This window comes from Pseudomonas sp. Irchel s3h9, assembly GCF_900187475.1.
GTDB classification, from domain to species: domain Bacteria; phylum Pseudomonadota; class Gammaproteobacteria; order Pseudomonadales; family Pseudomonadaceae; genus Aquipseudomonas; species Aquipseudomonas neuropathica.
Genome location: NZ_FYDH01000011.1, coordinates 1 through 16,579, shown reverse-complemented (window position 1 = coordinate 16,579; position 16,579 = coordinate 1). Strand labels below are relative to the sequence as shown.

The window sequence follows — 16,579 nt, the reverse complement described above, 5'->3', positions numbered from 1 at the left end:
AAAAACCCGCCGATGATTGGCGGGTTTTTCATTTGATCCGAACGGGTTCAGAGAGAGACCTCAGCACTGAAAGCTTTCTGCTCACGCTTGCCCAGCACTGGCAAATCCAGCCGAGCCCGCCCATAGAACGCCAACGCTGTCAGCAAACACGCCAGCCAGACAAAGATTCCGGCCCAAAACGTGTGGGACATGTAATGCCAGCCCTGCAGGACGCGGGTGGTGCCGTAAACCAATCCCAGCAGCAGCGAACCCCACAAGATGGCACTGGAAAAACGCCATTGATAACGTCGCGCCACGAAATACAGCGCCAGCATGGTGAAGCCGCCCGACGCATGACCACCCGGCCAGCACCGGCCACTACCCGCTTCATGGAACAGTTGAAAATTGCTGTACCACTCAACGTGAGCCATTTTGCCGCCGTACAGCGTGGTCTCGATCGGGCAGTAAACGCTGGTGTGCGATTTGAGGAAGTGAATCACCCCAGTGCAAACGGCAAATGCGACCACCACAAACAGAAAATCCCTACGGTGATCAGCGGCAAATCGCAGCACTGGCGCGACTTTGCTGCGCTCCAGCATTGCGCCGAGTCGCGGACGTTTCTGCGGATTGACCAATGGCCAGAGCACCGATAGCAGCGCGCCGATCAGGGCGATTTCCGCCGTCCAGTTGGGAATGATCCGCGCCCATTTATGGGTGAGTTTTTCAAAGAAGTGGATTTTGTCGAGCGGGAAGGTCTGGGTCAGCGGATCGAACAGCAGGTTACTGAAGGCAATGTCGATTTTGGTCATGTCGAACATCAGGAACACCAGCGCCGCACAAGCGAGCGGAATACCAAAGTTGTAAGCGTAGAAGCGGGATTTCATCGGGTATTCACCGTGCGCCAGTCGGAGGCTTCAATAAAGCCGAGCATCTTGGGAGCCGCCGGGCTGGCAGCGGAGACAAACAACGACGAGCCATAACCCGCGCTCGAAGTCGGTACGTTGAGGTCTTTCTCGATTTGCGCCATGCACTCGCTGTGGGTCACCAGAATCAGGTTGCGCCCCGGGATCTTGTGGGCGAGCGCATCCTGCAACATGCGCCCCCGGCAGTTGATCAACCAGTCGTCACCGCTGGCGGCATGATTGAACATGTAGCCGGCCGTCTGCACCGTGCGCATCGACGGGCTGTTGTAGATGTCGGCGTTGTTCAGGCCCAGTTGTTCGAACCCGGCACCAACCGCCACCGCGACACTGCGCGAGCGATCGGTAATACCGTCATTGCCACTCAGGCAGGCAGCTTTGGAGTGATCGCAGCGCTCGACATGACGCACCAGCACGATCATCTCGCCCTTAGCCCAACCTGTCGCCAACGCTTGCGCACCGGCGACATTGCCGTGGGCCAGGTCCGGCACCGCCGCCGGCTCCAGCAACCACAGAGTCAGCGGGATCACCAACACTGATGCCGCCAACACCACCCAAGTGTTGCGAAAACGCGCTAAAAAGCTCAGATCGATCGAGCGTTTGACGCCGAACAGACTCAGTCTCAATTCCACAAAAACCGCCTCGCCACTGTGCATCTCGGGTTCATTCGATGCGGCGAAGGTACAGAGGCGCGCGTGGGCAGCCAGTGAAACCCATGTGAAAAAAGTCTTGGGATCCGGTGTTACAAATTCCGTAGGACAAAATCCTTTCAGCTCTGGGAAATGCGGCCGATACAGTCCTGCTAACACCCTTGCTGGCTCAAAAAAACAACAATCTTCCAGCCTAACCGACGACAAGAAACCCAACGTTTCTGGAGGATTTTTGATGAATAGCTGGTTCGGCAACATCAGCGTGAACATGAAACTGGGCCTGGGCTTCGGCCTCGTGCTGGCCCTGACCTGCGTGCTGGCCCTGACGGGCTGGACCAGCCTCGGTGGCCTGATCGACCGCAGCAACTGGATGAGTGACATCACCCAGCTCAATGCCGGCTTGACCAAACTGCGCGTGGTGCGCCTGCAATACATGCTGACCAATGGCGATGAAACCGCCGCACAGAACGTGCAGACCACCCTTGAAAGTTTTGCCGCGCAACAACAGAAGCTGATCAACAGCTTCAAGAGCCCGGAAAACGTCAAACTGCTCAAAGAGCAGGCAGCGACCATCGCTGAATACCAGACCTCGCTGAACAAAATGCGCAACGCTTACCGCACCGGCAACAGCGCGCGCGACAGCATGAGCGTGAGTGCCGAGACCGCGTACAACCAGATCGAGTCGATCAGCAAGCGCGTGCAGCAGATGGACATGAGCGAGCAGCGTTTCGAACAGTTCCAGGCGATCACCGCCGCCAAGGAAGCGTTCATCCTCGCGCGCTACGAAGTGCGCGGCTACACCGCCACCAGCAACGCCGAAACCGAGCAGAAAGCCGTCCGCCAGATTGACGCCGCCATTGCCAGCCTCAAGCAACTGAACGTGCATTTTGCTGACTCGCAGCAAGACGCCCTGCGTCAACTGGAAACCGCACTGGTCAACTATCGCAGCGCATTGATGGCGTACAAAAACGCCAACACCGATGCGGTGCAGGCGCGCAAAGAAATGACCGATCAGGGCGCCGCCATCGTTACCACGAGCGAGCAGCTGTATCAGATCCAACTCGACCGTCGCGACATCGAAAGTGCCCAGGCGCGCACCTTCCAGTTGATCAGCACCCTGCTGGCGCTGTTGGTCGGCGTGATTGCTGCGGTAATCATCACCCGTCAGATCACCCGTCCGCTGCAAGAAACCCTGGCCGTGGTCGAGCGCATCGCCAGCGGCGACCTGACCCAGAACGTCACCGTCACCCGCCGCGACGAACTCGGCGTGCTGCAACAAGGCATCGCACGCATGGGCGTGACCCTGCGTGACTTGATCAGCGGTATCCGCGACGGCGTCACCCAGATCGCCAGCGCCGCCGAAGAACTGTCCGCTGTGACCGAGCAGACCAGCGCCGGTGTGAACAGCCAGAAAGTCGAGACCGATCAGGTCGCCACCGCGATGCACGAAATGACCGCCACCGTGCAGGAAGTCGCGCGCAACGCCGAAGAAGCCTCACAAGCCGCTGCCGCCGCTGACGGCGAAGCCCGTGAAGGCGACAAAGTCGTCAACGAAGCCATCGCCCAGATCGAACGTCTGGCCAGCGAAGTGGTGCGTTCGACCGAAGCGATGAGCGTGCTGCAACAGGAAAGCGACAAGATCGGCAGCGTCATGGACGTGATCAAAGCCGTGGCCGAACAGACCAACCTGCTCGCGCTCAACGCCGCGATCGAAGCCGCGCGTGCCGGTGAAGCCGGTCGTGGTTTTGCCGTGGTCGCTGATGAAGTTCGTGGTCTGGCCCAGCGTACGCAGAAATCCACCGAAGAAATCGAAGGCCTGGTCGCCGGTCTGCAGAACGGCACCCAGCAAGTCTCGGCCGTGATGAGCAACAGCCGTGCGCTGACCGACAGCAGCGTGGCGCTGACGCGCAAGGCTGGCGCATCGCTGGAAAACATCACCCGTACGGTGTCGAACATCCAGTCGATGAACCAGCAGATCGCTGCTGCTGCCGAACAGCAGAGCGCCGTGGCTGAAGAGATCAGCCGCAGCATCATCAACGTGCGCGACGTGTCGGAACAGACCGCAGCGGCGAGTGATGAGACGGCAGCGTCGAGTGTTGAACTAGCGCGTTTGGGTGGTCAGTTGCAGCAGATGGTCAGCCACTTCCGCGTTTGATCCTGATTTCGCGCTGAAGCTACAACCGAATCGCGAGCAGACGAAGGCCTACAGGTAACGCGTCGATCACAGATTATGTGGGCGACGCCAATTCCCATGTAGGAGTGAGCCTGCTCGCGATTGCGTCCGCCCCATCACCCCGATGTCCCGGAAAAAACTCCGCCTAATGTAGGAGCTGCCGCAGGCTGCGATCTTTTGATCTTCGCTTTTGAACAAATCAGAAGCCAGATCAAAAGATCGCAGCCTTCGGCAGCTCCTACATGAAGGTATTCTTCAGCGCGTGCGCATTTCGAGCATCAGCAATCTGGAAAATCCATAACCCTGGCTTTTTCCTGCCGTGAAGGCAAACCAAGGTCGATCCCTCCGACCGAGGAAAAGCGCTGGCGAATCCGGCTACCCAAGCCTCCAGCGCTATCCCTTCTAATCAATGCTCGCCCCAGAATCATGCGAGCTTCTTCCTCGATGGAATTTCCGTTCCGGGCCGCGTTAATCCGTAACTGATCCATGAGCGGACCATCAATATTTCGAATTGTGATGCTGGCCATGATGACTCCTGCTATCAACTAAAAATCATTGATCGAGACTAACATCCATCCGCCCAAGAACAGCCAGCGCAATCACTTACCGCGTACCCCGCTGCCGCAACGCCGACGGCATGAAGTAAGCATCCTCCGGCACCGGCTGCGCGAAATCCACCGTCTCCGCTTCTTCGTTATCAAGGTTCTGCACGTAGTAACGACGCGCCTGCAAATCGTGGAAAACATCCAGCGCACTCCACGTGGTCGGCAGGTCGTAGAAGTTTTTCAGGTAGGCCATCGATACGCGCCACAACTCCCCTCGCCCATCGTACTGATCGACCAGTGCCGCGCCCCAGCTGTCCTCATCGAGGAACAGCACGCGTTTGGAGTAGATGTGCCGCGAGCCCGGTTTCAGGTTGCCTTCCACCACCCACACGCGGTGCAGTTCATAGCGGGTGTATTGCGGGTTGAGGTGGCCCGGGGTGAGCAGTTGCGCGTATTTCACCTCGGGGCTGGCGACTTTGTAGTTGTTGTAGGGGATGTAGATTTCCTGTTTGCCCTTGAGCTTCCACTCGTAGCGGTCCGGTGAGCCGTTGAACAGGTCGGTGTCGTCGGCGGTGCGCAGTCCATCGGAGGACGCGATCGGCGTGTCGTAGGCGAGGTTCGGTGCGCGGCGCACGCGGCGTTGGCCGGCGTCGTAGATCCAGGCTTGGCGTGCGTCTTTGAGTTGGTCGAGGGTTTCGTGCACCAGTGCGGCACCGCCGGCCAGCCGTGCCGGGCTTTTCACGAAGGCGAGGTAGTAGAACAGGATGTTCTTCAGGTCGGCGAACTGGCCGTTCGGGCGGTAGTAATTGAACAGCGCTTCCTGCTGCGAGGTCACCAGCGCGAAACTGCCGTTGCGCTGGACCGGCGCTTCGGAGGCGCGGCGCACGACGTAGATACCGCGATAGCGAGTGATGTGGTTCCACAGCACTTCAACGCCGTCCTTGGGCACCGGGAACGGCACGCCGCCGTAAGCATCGGAGAAGCCGCTGCCGCCTTCGAGCAATTTGGCCGAGGTCGCATTCTTGAGGGTGTTGTCGTACAGCCATTGCGGCGCTGAGCCGGATCGCCGGGATGGGTAGATCGGCATCTGGAAAGTGTCGGGGTAGCTGTTGAACAGCGCGATCTGACCGGGGCTGAGGTGGGCTTTGTACTGGTCGAGATTGGCTTTGGTGATGGTGAACAGCGGTTTGTCGGCGGCGTATGGATCGGGGTGATGCTGACCGGGTTTGTAGCCAGCCGGGGCTTGAGTGATGCCGCCGGTCCACGCGGGGATGGTGCCGGCGGCGTTGCCGGCACGCTCGGCGCCCATGGGGGTCAGGGTGGTTTTCAGTTGTTCGGCTTGTTGTGGGGTGATGGCGGCCAGAGCGGTGCTGGCGGCAAGGCCCAACACAAGCCCTAGCGAAGCTTTGGTCAATCTTGAAGTGTGAAACATAATCGATCTCCGAAACGGGAGTGAGGTCTGCAAATCACCGTAGATCCCCTGTAGGAGTGAGCCTGCTCGCGATAGCGGTGTGTCAGACAACATCTACAGCGACTGAAAATCCGCTATCGCGAGCAGGCTCACTCCTACAGGGGGTGCGCCTGTGTTCTGGATATCAAAGGAAATACTTGAGGTTGAACCCGACGTTGTCGCGGTCGCGAATGCCGTTGTTTTGCCCGCCGCCATAGAACTCGGTGTATTGCAGTTCGGCTTCGAGCTTGTTCTGGTAGTTGGCCTTGATCCCCAGCGTGTAAGCCTTGCGACCTTCGATGGTGTTGCCGGCCTGATAGCTGTTGCCCTCGAAGTCGTCCTTGTAAACGATGTACGGCGAGACGTTGACCCCGGCGTACACATCGTTCCAGGTGCCGTTGAGCATCGCCGTGTAGCTGTAGGAATTGCGGTTGACCTGATCGTCGCGATCACCGCCAGACACATAGGAATAGTTACCGGTGCCGGCGTAGAAGCGACGGCTGCCGTCATACGCGGTGTACTGCAGACTGCTGCCGCGCAGGTGTTCGGAGGCCAGTTCGAAGATGCCGAACAGCGAGTCGAACGAAGCCGTGGGGCCGAAGTTGTAGATGGTCCCCAGCGAGGTGTTGAACGCTTCGACGCGCTCGGCGTTATTGATCTGGCTGTCGAGGGTGACCATCTGCCCGCCGACGTTGATCGACTTGCCCGTCACTGCCGCCGCCGCGCCGTTGGCCAGGTCGCCAATCAAATCGTTGGTCGCCGCAACGCCGATCGGCAGATTCGGCCGATAAGCAATTTCACCAAACACCGACGCCTCGCCCAATGTGGTGTTGAAGCTGAAACCGTACATGCGGATGTCTTCGGCATAACGCCGATGCGCCTGGATATTGCCCATCACGTCGGCAGTCGCCAACCCATTGGCCAGCGCCCCGGCCTGACTGCCCGCAACGCCGGACAACAGGTTGGTCAGCGCATCCATGTCGATGCCTTTATACCCGCCCAGATCCGCCGCGATGGTCGGTTCCTTGGCGTGGTAATTGACCATGTACAACCCGAACTCGGTGCTATTGAGCTGCTCGGCGATGTAGCGAAAGGCAAAACCGAACTGGCCATCGTTGCGGGCGTTGTAGTCCTTGCCGATGCTCGCCACTTTCAGTGTGTTGCCGTAGGCCGGTGTCACGCCGTTGGCGTACAGGCCTGTGGTTTGCAGGGCGGAGTTGAGCAACGGGTTGTTACCCAGCGCGCTGTACAAACCGATGACGTTGCCAAACCCCGGAACCGGCGTGTCGAGCGCCGTGCCGCTGAAGTTGTTGTAACCGGTGTTGCCACCGTCGGCGAACAGGTCAGTCTGCGAGTAGAAGGTGCCGACCGGGTCGATGCGGGTTTCCTTCCAGTTGGTCTGGTAGAAACTCTCCATGGTCAGCGAGTCGGTCAGGCCGATGTTGAAGCTCAGCGCCTCGACCGGCACCAGCACTTCCTTGACTTCGGCGCCGGGCAAGCGGTACTTGGCGGCATCCACCGGGTTGGTGGTGTTGATCCCGCCGCGATAGAAAATCCCCTCGCCCCAGTTGAATACCTGCCGACCGACGCGCGCTGTCACCGGCATCTGCGCGACGTCCCAGCTGCCGTGCACGTAGGCGTCGAGCATCTCGATGCGGCTGCCGGCGATGTCGCGAGTCTGGCTGGTGAAATGGTTGTCCTGCGGGTAGCTCTGGCTCGGTTGCGAGGGGCTGTTGTTGTCGTAGTAGTCGTTGCGCTTGTCCATCAGTTGCGTGTCGTAGAACGCGGTGCCGCGCACGAACACGCCGTAGTTCTGATAGTTGGCCTCAAGCTCGGAGGTGATCTTGTACACCTCGGAAACCAGCCCGGTATCGAAGTTGCGATTGCCGTCGTTGGTGTTGACGTCATCGTTAGTCTTGTCGCGGCCCTGCACCCGCCACAAACGACCGTAAGACAAGGTCGTGTCGAGGGAGCCGGTGACCTGTTTGTCCATCAGGCTGAACTCCACCGCGTGCGCCGCATCGACTGCGCACAACTGCAGCAGCCCTGCCAGGCCGACACCGGGGAGCGCGGCGCCCGTCAGGCGCAATCGAGTGTTGATCATCTGTTCCTCCTTGCCTGTTTTTTATTGTTGTGGTGTGCGTTGCGGCGCACTACGGCGCCAAACCCGCGCTGACGTAAATCCGGCTGTGAGCGCCGAAATGTCCGAGCAACCTGAACAACTGCTGGTTGAGTGCCGGGTGGTCGAAGTCTTCGCGTTGCAGCTGATTGCCGCTGCTGAAATCACTGCTGACGGGCACCGTTTCCAGCCACTGGCCGATGGCTTCGTCGAAGGCGGCGGAGTCGTTGACGGCTTCGGCGCTGACCACTTCGCGCAGGTAGTCGACCGAGTACGGCGGGTAGCTTTTGTCCTGAGCCACATCGGCGTAAGCCGCGAGCATCGGATGCGGCTGACCGGCACGCAGCACGCGGCGCAGCCAGGTCGACTGATATTTCTCCACTTCCATGTGCCGGGTCGCGACGCGCTCGATGGAGGCTTGTTTGTCGGCGGCGAAACCGGCGATTGCCTTGCCTTCCAGCAGAAGAAGATTGGCAAGGTTGACGCCCGGCAATGGTTTGGCGTGATACGGCTGGGTCAGGTCCTGAATGTGGTGCAGTCCCCAGCCGAGAAAGCGATAACCCCAATACCGATGACCACTGGCAAACGCCAGTCGCGCCAGGCCCATGTACTGATACGCGCGCCAGTCCGGCCAACTGCGTTCGAGGAAACCGGCAGCCGCATACACCACCGCGCTTTCGTGGAAGAAGCCCATATGAAACGGCGCCTGCGAGCTGTACTGGAAACGCGCATCGCCGAACGGTTGCGGGCCGAAGCCGTAGAGCGCGCCGACGTTGCCAGGGTTGTCGCTGAACAGATTGATGTCGTGGCCGTAATCAGGCTCATCAGCAGCGCTGGCGAGCACGGCCAGGGCTGCGACTTTTTCATGATCGGTGACCACGATGAAACGCTGGCGATTCCACGGTGACAGGGTTTGTTCGACCATGACTTGATTGGCCTGCAAATGTTCACGTTCGGGGAGGTCTTTACCGGGTAATGGCTGGATGACCATCGCCAGATTAATCTCGGGGTTGATGCGCAGTGCCGTGAGAAAGTCGTGGCGCAGATTATCACTTGGCACCGCTGGCAATTTCAGATTATCGGGGCGTGGTGGGTATTGTGCGAAGTGCGCACGGGCGAAGGTTTCCTGTTGCTCCAACAGCGCCAGCACGGCCGGGTATTGCTCGCTGAGAAACCGCTCCAGTGGCTCGACTTCGACCGCTGGCGCATCGCGCAACGCCGGCAGATCCTGCAACGCCAGATAGCTGCCGACCGTATGGTTCGACCAGCCCCAAGCGCTCGGGGCGGTTGCACAAAGCAGCAACAGGAGGAAGGTCAGCTTCATTGCTTTTCGTTCTTATTGGCGGTGCCGTGGGGGATGAGCCTAACAACCGCCCCCGCCGCTGACACTGTCCGATCTCACCAGAAAAAGTCTCCGATGGCGCCAATTACCCGATATCAAAAACACCACCGCCCCTGTAGGAGTGAGCCTGCTCGCGATAGCGGTGTGTCAGTCAAATAGATGTTGGCTGACACACCGCTATCGCGAGCAGGCTCACTCCTACAGGGGATTTGTGGTGTTCTTTCAGGCGGGGTAACCGGTGATTTTGCGGATGCTCTGATACAGCGGTTTGAGTTGGCGATACATGCGCAGGTAGACCTCTTTGTACAGTTGCTCGTAGATTTTTTGCGCATCGGGTTGTGGGGTGAAGACAGCCCCTACTCTGGTCATTGAAGCGATGGCCGTGGGGAAATCCGCATGCAACCCCAACCCCACCGCACAACAAATCGCCGCGCCCAGACCGGACGCCTCATACACATGCGGACGCTCCGCCGGCAGGCCGAAAATGTTCGCCGTGAGCTGCATCGCCGCATCACTCTGCGAGCCGCCACCGGCCACGCGCAACCGCTTGATCGAGACCTTCGAACGCCGCTCGATATTCTCCATGCCCTGGCGCAACGCATACGCCAGCCCTTCCAGAATCGCCCGATAAATATGCGCACGGGTGTGCACATCACCGAAGCCGATCATCGCGCCTTTCGCCTCGACACCCGGCTCTCGAATCCCCGGCGACCAATACGGTTGCAGCATCAGGCCCATCGAGCCCGGCGGCACCGCATCAACCAGTGCATCGAACAACTGCTCAGGCTCGATACCCTGCTCTTTGGCCTGCTGCATCTCGCGCAAACCGAACTCGTTCTTGAACCAACTGACCATCCAGTAACCGCGATAAATCATCACCTCGCAGTTGTACTGATCCGGCACCGCCGATGGATATGGTGGGATCAACGGGACGATTTCCAGATAGCGCGATCGGGTGCTGGTGATCGTCGCCGTGGTGCCGTAGGACAAGCACACCGTGCTCGCATCGACCACGCCGGACCCGACCACTTCACAGGCCTTGTCAGCCCCCGCAGCAATCAGCGGCAAGCCTTCGGGAATACCCGTATGGCGAGCGGCCTCGGCGGTAATGTGGCCGAGGGTTTCTCCGGGTTTGTGCAGGCTCGGCAATTGCTCGGGGCACACCGCCAGCGCCTGCCATTTCCAGTCACTCGGCGCAGCCCATTTCAGGCGTTTGAAGTCGAACGGAAGGTAGCCGACGCAGCAACCCACAGAGTCGACAAAACGCCCGCACAGGCGATGGGTGAGAAAACCGGACAGCAGCAAAAACTTGTCTGTTGCCGCCCAGACTTCCGGCTGATGCTGAGCAATCCAGTTCGCCTCAGCCTGAGCACGAAAATAATCCACAGTCGCCTGGGCGCCGACCAGTTTGAACAGCCAGCCCCACGGCCCTTTAATCCCGCCTTCGACTTCGCTCTGGCGTTGATCGAGCCACAGAATCGCCGGACGCAATGGCTTGCCCTCGGCATCGACGTTAATCACCGTACCGCGCTGCGTGGTCAGGGAAACGCCGGCAATCTGCGTACGGTCGATGCCGGTCTGCGCCCAGACTTGCTGGCACGCCTCCCCCAATTTCGCCCAGTAATACTCCGGATCCTGCTCGGCCCAACCCGGCTGCGTCGAGTAATACGCCTGCAACTCGACCTTGCCTTTGCCGAGCAGATTGCCCTGCAAATCGAAGAGCAGCGCACGCACGCTCTGGGTGCCGTTGTCGATGGCCAGCAGGTAACGCTTGTTCGGGTGGTTATCCATGGAGCTCTCTTCTGGGGGCATCAAGGCGTGGCATCCGGCAAACCGTGATGGCGTTGCCACAACGCCCGATAACGCTGTTCTTCCTGCTGCCAGTGTTCGTCGCTCCAGCCCAGTCGAGGCTGGCAGAGTTGGCGGATGGCGACAAAATAGTCTTCGCCACCGCGCGGCAACAGCAGGCCCAGACGCGTGCGGCGCAGCAGCAGATCGTCGAGGTGCAAGACCATTTCCGCTTCGCAGGCGAAGGCCAGTTCTGCCCACAGAGTATCCGTAGCACCGACCGTTTCGTGGCTGACTTCTTTGATCAGTTGCGCCAGCCTCGGCAGGTCGCGGCCATGCCGTCCGGCCAGGCGTCGCCACTGATGGTTGCTCAATTCAGGGATCGCCAGCGCAGGCACAGCGGCAAACACTGGCGCGGCGTCGTCAACGAAAGGACGCTCGAGCATCGCCGCGCAGGCCTTAAGCACTTCGATGGCTTGCGGGCGAAACGTGGTCAGTTTGCCGCCAGCCAGGGTCACGCAACCGGGCTCCTGCCACAGCACATGCTCGCGGGTTTCGTTCGACGGTTTGTCTTGATGATTGCCCGCCGCACTGCCGACTACCGGACGTACGCCCGACCATGTCGACAGCACGTCCGAAGCGTTCACTTGCGCTCCGGGAAACTGTTGCGTGCAAGCCGCCAGCAGATAGTCGAGTTCTTCGCCGCTGATGCTCGCGCTCTGATCGAGATCCTCACGATGATCGAGGTCCGTGGTGCCGACCACCGTCGCGCCTTCCCACGGGAAAACGAACACCGGACGCCGGTCGCGCTCATGCATGAAAGTGAACGCCTGCGCCACCGGCAAACGCCAACCTGGCAGTAACAGATGACTACCCCGCAACGGCCGCAATTGCCGTGGCGCCGCTGCCGGGCGCAAGCGTTCAGCCCAGGCGCCGGTAGCCACCGCGAGCACGCCGCAGCGCAATTGCAGTGACGAACCGGCCTCGCAATCCTCGACCTGAACGCCACACACTCGGCCGTTTTCACGTAGCAGTTGTTCGACGCGCACGCCATTGACCACGACAGCGCCATCGGCCCGCGCTTCGCTCAACACACGCATCACCAACCGTGCATCATCGGTCAGCGCATCGACAAAACAGGTGCCACCGAGCAAGTCGTTTTCCCTCACGCCCGGCGCCAGATAACGCAGTTGTTGCGCATCATGAAAGCGATGGCTGCGCCGTCCCGCCAAGGCGTCGTACACGCTCAGCAAACCGCCCAGTACACGAGGCCCGGGAAAGCCGCCGCGATAGTGCGGCATCAGGAAACTCATCGGCTCGACCAGCCCCGGCGCTTCGTCGAGCAAGCGCTGACGTTCGCGCACCGAATCGCGGGTCAGGCGCCACTGGCCCTTGGCGATGTAACGCAAACCGCCGTGGACCATTTTCGACGATCGACTTGAGGTGCCCCAGGCGAAATCGCGTTGTTCCAGCAGCAGACAGCGCCAGCCTCGACGCGCCGCTTCACGCAGGATGCCGGCGCCGCTGATACCGCCGCCGATGACGATCAGATCCCAGGTTTCCTCGGCCAGCGTCGGCAGAATCTGCTGGCGCCACGCAGCGTTCCAGTCCTGACTCATGGCCGTCACTCCGGCAGCAGCGTGCCGGGGTTGAGGCGCCCGGCCGGATCGAAGTGCTTGCTCAGCGCCTGTAAGGTGTCCATCGCCAATGCGCCCTTCTCGCGCAGCAGGTACGGCGCGTGATCCTTGCCGACACCGTGCTGGTGACTGATGGTGCCGTGGTTGTCGACGATGGTCTGGCTGGCCACGTGTTTCAGCGCTTTCCAGCGTGCCAGCGTCGCGGGGTAATCCGCTGCTGGGCGAAACACGTAAGTGGTGTAGATGCTCGAACCTTCGCCGTAGACGTGGGACAGGTGGGTGAACACGTGCACTCGCTCGCCTTCGGCGGCCAAGGCCTCGCGCAGGCTGTTTTCAACGAGGTTGAGCAGGTGGTCGACATTGCTCCAGTCGGTGGCGGTTTCGAGGGTGTCGACCACGTAACCGGCGTTCCACAGGTTCTCGCGCAGGTAGGGGAAACGGAAGCGGTTCTGCGCCCACTTCTTGCCGAGCAAGGTGCCGGTGAACACGCCGCCGAAGGCCTTGAGGTGTTGTCGCGCCTGTTTCAGCGACAGCGCGTTTTGCCGACGATTGCCGGTCACGCCGAAGGTCAGCAAGCACTTGCCCGCACCGGCGCCGCGCAGTTTCAGATACTTTTCCAGCCAGGCGATTTGTTGCGGATGACCGGCCAGCGCCAGTTGCGTTTCGGTTTCCACGGCGTTGGACAGGCGCAGCATCGACAGCGGAACGCGCGCCTGAGCCAATTGGCGGATGGCTTGCAGTGCCTTGGTCCAAGAGGGCAGAAATACACCGTAGAAACGCTCATCGGCAGGCAGCGCACTGACCCGCACCTGGACCTCGGAAATGATCCCGAAACGGCCCTCGCAACCCAGCACCACTTCGCGCAGATCAGGCCCGGCGGCAGAGGCCGGAAAGGTTGAAATATGCATCGGCCCGGCGAAGGTTTCCAGCGTTCCGCCAGCGAATAACTGCTCGATCCGGCCATAGCGCAACGACTGCTGACCGCTTGAGCGGCTGGCGACCCAACCGCCCAGCGTCGACAGCTCCCACGACTGCGGAAAATGCCCCAGCGTGTAGCCTTTCGCACGCAACTGACTTTCGACCTGCGGCCCACTCGCGCCGGGGCCGAACGTCGCCAGCAGGCTCTGTTCATCGAGGTCGATCAGGCGGTTCATCCGCGCCAGCGACACCGTCACCACTGGCCGCTCCGAATCCGGTGGATTGATGTGGCCGGCCACCGATGTGCCGCCGCCATACGGGATCAGGCACAAGTCTTGTTCATGGGCGAGCGCCAGCAACTGGCGAATGTGCTCGGCGGTCTCGGGAAAGGCCACCGCATCGGGATAATTGCCCAGCGCACCTTCGCGCAACGCCAGCCAGTCCGGCAGGCTTTGTCCCCGCGCATGCAGTAAACGGTCATGGGCATCGACGCTGTACAAAGTGTGCGCCTGCAACCGCGAATTCGGCACACGCGCCAGCGCCGCCTCCAGCGTCGCATCGGGCAGCGCGCGCCCCTCGCCCAGGCGCTCATGAAGAAACTCCGCGCCCTGGGCCGGCAGTTCGACCACCGTGGTTGCATCTCCCCAGCCGTTCCAGCGTCGCATGCGTGTGTCCTTCTTGCCGTCAGATCAGTGATATTTCAGGCCTCCATACTAGCCAGCGGCCGCCAAGTGTCACGGTCGCATCCGGCCAGTTCGTGTAGCCAATTGAGTCAAACGTCGCGCAAGCGTCAGCCATTTACTTTAGTCGGGGTTTCAAATTACCTTTCAGGCTATTTCGTCCGCCTCCGCTGCCGTTGATCAAAGGAATGGGATCATGCAATCGCTCGGCTACACCTCGGTTCCGCCACTGCTCAAGTACCTGCGCCATGCCGAACAACTGGGCATGGCCATCGAGCCGGCGTTGGCGGCAGCGGGTTTGCAGGCGCAGCAGTTGAGCGACAACACCCTGCGTTTGCCCGGTGAAGCGCATGAACGCTTGCTGGATTATTTCTGCGAACACTCGGGCGATCCGCTGTTCGGGCTCAACGCGGCGAATTTCGTCCTGCCCAATTCGTGGAGCGTGCTCGGTTACATCACCATGAACTGCGCGACGTTGGGCGATGCGATGAGCCGGATCATGCCGTTCGAGAAACTGGTCGGCGACATGGGCGTCAGCCGCGCCGAGGTGCAGGACGGACATGTGCATCTGATCTGGACTTGCCGTTATCAGCGCCCGCGAATCCGCCGGCATCTGGTGGAAAACGTGCTCGGTTCGTGGCTGCACTATGCGCGCTGGATCGCCGACACGCAGATGTCGCCGGCCGGGGTCTGGCTCGAACATTCGTGCCCGGCCGAAGCGACACCAGCGCAATATGAAGCGTTTTTCGATTGCCCGGTGTTGTTCGATCAGCCGTATTCGGCGCTGGTCGTGCCGCTGGCTTATTTGCAGTTGCCGTTGCGCCAGGCCGATGCGCAGTTGCTGCGAACGCTGGAAGAACATGCGCTGGGCTTGATGGCGACGCTGGAGGATGCGTCGCTTGAGCAGCAGGTGAAAAACATCCTGCGGCAATTGCTCAAGGAGGGGTTGCCGCGCAAAGAACAGGTCGCCGAACAGCTCGCTGTTTCCGTGCGCACGTTGCAGCGGCAATTGCATCAGGCGGGGACGTCGTATCAGCAGATTCTCGATGATTTGCGCCAGGAGCTGGCTGAGCATTATTTGCTCAATAGCACCTTGCCGATTCAGGACATTGCGCAGTATCTGGGGTTTACCGAACCGAGGTCGTTTCATCGCACGTTCAAGAGCCGACGCGGGATGCCGCCGGGGGAGTTTCGGCAGATGCATCGGGGGTGAATATTCCGGCCCCATCGCTGGCAAGCCAGCTCCCACAGTGTCCGAGTCGTCCACAAAATCTATTACTTGCACATAAACCTATGGGAGCTGGCAAGCCAGCTCCCATAGTGCCCAAGTCGTCCACAAAATCCATGGCTTGCACATAAACCTGTGGGAGCTGGCTTGCCAGCGATGGCGTCAGTGGCAGCCCAGAATTCCTACAGGTAAATCTTCGATACTTGAACGCAATAAACATCCCGCACCACAGGTGTTTAAAGACACTCAGCGTTACGCGAAACAGCCCACAAATCCTTGCGCCGTAACCTACGCCTAAGCCAGAATCCGCCGGCTTGTGCGCCCTGAGCATGCTGCGTAACTTGATTGCGTCACTGATTCCCAGTGATCGGGTTTAGTAGCCCGGTGGTAATTCTGCTGGTCGTACATTCATCACAGGTACTCGCGTACCTGAGCTTGATGGTGGCTGTACGCAGGGCGCTTCGGCGCGCCGGCTTAGCTGAGTTCCCCGGTCTACTAACCTGCGTACAGCTGCCACCCTTTCGTTTAGTAGCCAAAGGGTTGCCGCTCAACAAAGGGAACACAGCTATGTTCAAGATAACGCCAAACCCGCCGGTCACCGACCCGGCCTCCCCCTACGAATCCCCCGACTCAAAGAAATTCCACGAAGCCGCCGAGCGCGCCCTAGACCACTATCTCGGTCCGACGAACGCCGACCTCATGGCTACGCCCTACTCCCCCAACACGCTGTACATGGCCAACCCCGAGGCAGGCACCGAATCCCTGCTGGCCGACGCCAGCGAAACTCTTGGCTCGGCGACCGTCATGCTCAACAACCATGCCGCGCAGGTTGAAGGCACACACCGCAAGACACTGCAGGGTATTGCGCAAGTGGTGATGGTGGCGGAAATGGCCGTCAATCGCGTGTTGGACAGGTTAGTGCCGACCGAGTAACGAAAAAGCCCGCTACCCCAACTGGAAGGGTTGGATGGCGGGCTTCTTTTTGTGGTGTGTCATTTCCCCCTCACCCCAACCCTCTCCCGGTGTATGTACCGGAGACATGGTGGACAGGTGTTCGGAGACATGGTGGACACTTTTTAATAGACACATTGTTCATCGCGAAGGAGATGGCCTGTGTCTTGGGAAGAGGTGTCCACCGTGCAGCTTCGTA

The 16,579-nt window shown here is 60.2% G+C and carries 12 protein-coding genes and 1 pseudogene; 4 read left to right on the top strand and 9 right to left on the bottom strand.

Going from position 1 to position 16,579, the window contains the following annotated elements:
- Positions 1–47: 47 nt before the first annotated feature.
- Positions 48–863: a phosphatase PAP2 family protein gene (locus CKW26_RS18845; protein ID WP_095049691.1), complete on the bottom strand. Its 816-nt coding sequence runs from the start codon at positions 861–863 to the stop codon at positions 48–50.
- Positions 860–1,531, bottom strand: coding sequence for a histidine phosphatase family protein (locus tag CKW26_RS18840; protein WP_095049818.1), 672 nt, complete (start codon positions 1,529–1,531; stop codon positions 860–862). Before CKW26_RS18840 ends, CKW26_RS18845 begins: the two co-directional genes overlap by 4 nt.
- A 253-nt stretch (positions 1,532–1,784) precedes the next feature.
- On the opposite strand from CKW26_RS18840, the pseudogene CKW26_RS30540 reads away from it, so the two are divergent.
- Together CKW26_RS30540 and CKW26_RS30535 are read left to right on the top strand one after the other, a co-directional pair.
- Positions 1,785–2,846 (top strand): annotated as a pseudogene (locus CKW26_RS30540) (methyl-accepting chemotaxis protein); the annotation flags it as partial.
- Complete coding sequence (locus tag CKW26_RS30535; protein ID WP_371748303.1) at positions 2,841–3,704, top strand: methyl-accepting chemotaxis protein; 864 nt, start codon at positions 2,841–2,843, stop codon at positions 3,702–3,704. The pseudogene CKW26_RS30540 and the gene CKW26_RS30535, both read left to right, overlap by 6 nt.
- A 296-nt stretch (positions 3,705–4,000) precedes the next feature.
- On the opposite strand, the gene CKW26_RS18830 is transcribed toward CKW26_RS30535, so the two are convergent.
- The 7 genes from CKW26_RS18830 to CKW26_RS18800 all read right to left on the bottom strand — a co-directional run bounded on the left by CKW26_RS18830 (position 4,001) and on the right by CKW26_RS18800 (position 14,186).
- Entirely contained in the window at positions 4,001–4,249 is a 249-nt protein-coding gene (locus tag CKW26_RS18830) for a plasmid stabilization protein (protein ID WP_095049689.1), read from the bottom strand.
- 76 nt (positions 4,250–4,325) lie between these two features.
- Positions 4,326–5,699: a DUF1329 domain-containing protein gene (locus CKW26_RS18825; protein ID WP_095049688.1), complete on the bottom strand. Its 1,374-nt coding sequence runs from the start codon at positions 5,697–5,699 to the stop codon at positions 4,326–4,328.
- 163 nt (positions 5,700–5,862) lie between these two features.
- The gene (locus CKW26_RS18820; protein WP_095049687.1) at positions 5,863–7,821 is read right to left on the bottom strand and encodes a DUF1302 domain-containing protein; all 1,959 of its coding nucleotides are present in this window, start codon (positions 7,819–7,821) and stop codon (positions 5,863–5,865) included.
- A gap of 49 nt (positions 7,822–7,870) precedes the next feature.
- Complete coding sequence (locus tag CKW26_RS18815; RefSeq protein WP_095049686.1) at positions 7,871–9,160, bottom strand: phospholipase; 1,290 nt, start codon at positions 9,158–9,160, stop codon at positions 7,871–7,873.
- 240 nt (positions 9,161–9,400) lie between these two features.
- Entirely contained in the window at positions 9,401–10,969 is a 1,569-nt protein-coding gene (locus CKW26_RS18810) for an FGGY-family carbohydrate kinase (RefSeq protein WP_095049685.1), read from the bottom strand.
- 20 nt (positions 10,970–10,989) lie between these two features.
- On the bottom strand, positions 10,990–12,585 hold the full coding sequence (locus CKW26_RS18805) for a glycerol-3-phosphate dehydrogenase/oxidase (protein ID WP_095049684.1): 1,596 nt from the start codon (positions 12,583–12,585) through the stop codon (positions 10,990–10,992).
- Between the two features lie 5 nt (positions 12,586–12,590).
- Positions 12,591–14,186, bottom strand: coding sequence for an FAD-binding oxidoreductase (locus CKW26_RS18800; protein WP_095049683.1), 1,596 nt, complete (start codon positions 14,184–14,186; stop codon positions 12,591–12,593).
- 211 nt (positions 14,187–14,397) lie between these two features.
- Between CKW26_RS18800 and CKW26_RS18795 the strand changes: the two genes are divergently transcribed.
- A complete protein-coding gene (locus CKW26_RS18795) occupies positions 14,398–15,414 on the top strand; it encodes an AraC family transcriptional regulator (RefSeq protein ID WP_095049682.1) in 1,017 nt (338 codons plus the stop codon).
- Positions 15,415–15,996: 582 nt separating this feature from the next.
- Entirely contained in the window at positions 15,997–16,362 is a 366-nt protein-coding gene (locus CKW26_RS18790; RefSeq protein WP_095049681.1) for a DUF6124 family protein, read from the top strand.
- Positions 16,363–16,579 lie beyond the last annotated feature (217 nt).

Excerpts from the sequence above, each read along its gene's own strand:
- CKW26_RS18825 (WP_095049688.1), bottom strand. The coding sequence starts at position 5,699 with ATGTTTCACACTTCAAGATTGACCAAAGCTTCGCTAGGGCTTGTGTTG.
- CKW26_RS18800 (WP_095049683.1), bottom strand. The coding sequence starts at position 14,186 with ATGCGACGCTGGAACGGCTGGGGAGATGCAACCACGGTGGTCGAACTG.
- CKW26_RS18815 (WP_095049686.1), bottom strand. The coding sequence starts at position 9,160 with ATGAAGCTGACCTTCCTCCTGTTGCTGCTTTGTGCAACCGCCCCGAGC.
- CKW26_RS18810 (WP_095049685.1), bottom strand. The coding sequence starts at position 10,969 with ATGGATAACCACCCGAACAAGCGTTACCTGCTGGCCATCGACAACGGC.
- CKW26_RS18830 (WP_095049689.1), bottom strand. The coding sequence starts at position 4,249 with ATGGCCAGCATCACAATTCGAAATATTGATGGTCCGCTCATGGATCAG.
- CKW26_RS18795 (WP_095049682.1), top strand. The coding sequence starts at position 14,398 with ATGCAATCGCTCGGCTACACCTCGGTTCCGCCACTGCTCAAGTACCTG.
- CKW26_RS18805 (WP_095049684.1), bottom strand. The coding sequence starts at position 12,585 with ATGAGTCAGGACTGGAACGCTGCGTGGCGCCAGCAGATTCTGCCGACG.
- CKW26_RS18845 (WP_095049691.1), bottom strand. The coding sequence starts at position 863 with ATGAAATCCCGCTTCTACGCTTACAACTTTGGTATTCCGCTCGCTTGT.
- CKW26_RS18790 (WP_095049681.1), top strand. The coding sequence starts at position 15,997 with ATGTTCAAGATAACGCCAAACCCGCCGGTCACCGACCCGGCCTCCCCC.
- CKW26_RS30535 (WP_371748303.1), top strand. The coding sequence starts at position 2,841 with ATGGGCGTGACCCTGCGTGACTTGATCAGCGGTATCCGCGACGGCGTC.
- CKW26_RS18820 (WP_095049687.1), bottom strand. The coding sequence starts at position 7,821 with ATGATCAACACTCGATTGCGCCTGACGGGCGCCGCGCTCCCCGGTGTC.